At 62.8% G+C, this 645-nt stretch carries 1 protein-coding gene; it reads left to right on the top strand.

Going from position 1 to position 645, the window contains the following annotated elements; all coding sequences use genetic code 11:
• The coding region (locus tag DTS01S_RS29305) for a virulence-associated E family protein (protein ID WP_218010594.1) at positions 1 to 630 on the top strand (630 nt) is incomplete at its 5' end.
• Positions 631 to 645 lie beyond the last annotated feature (15 nt).

Here is a 645-nt window from a genome sequence, read left to right as displayed (position 1 = left end):
TCGACCAATGACAAGAAGTACCTGCGCGACCGCTCGGGCAACCGGCGGTTCTGGCCTATCCCGGTGCGCCACGTCATCAAGACCGAGTGGCTGGAGCGCATGCGGGGCCAGCTGATGGCTGAGGCATATGCGCTGTATCAGCAGGGCGGCATTGTCTATACGCCCTCGAAGGAAGAAGAAGATCGGCTTTTCGTTCCCATGCAGGAAAGCCGCCTGCAGGAGTCTGCGGTAGATGGTGAGCTGTTCAAGCTGCTGACCCGGGAAGCCGGCATGAATGCCCAGTTCATCAACGTCAATGCAGAGCGTGTGCCTATCAACGCACTGATCAAGGCCCTTGGCGTGGACATCGGCAAGGCCACGCCGGCGCTCAAGGGTCAGGTTGAGGCCTGGCTTGAAAGCAACGGGTGGGAGTTCAAGGGTAGGCAGCGTGTCAATGGCGCGCTGGAGTCGGGCGTGTACTTCCGCCCTGCGGTCTGGCCGCCCGAGCTGGATGAGGTGGCCGAGGACTGGACCCGGCAAGACGATGCCAGGCCCGAGCCCGAGGAATCGCGTCCTGACGACCTGCCGCCCCTGCCCGCCGGGCTGGGCGATCAGTCCTCCGAGTGGCCTGGTGACTATGAGCCCTTCTGATTTCGTTCGCAACCA

Source organism: Delftia tsuruhatensis NBRC 16741, from assembly GCF_001571325.1.
GTDB classification, from domain to species: Bacteria; Pseudomonadota; Gammaproteobacteria; order Burkholderiales; family Burkholderiaceae_C; genus Comamonas; species Comamonas tsuruhatensis.
Note: the sequence above shows the minus strand (reverse complement) of the source record. Positions and strands in the feature narration are given on the sequence as shown.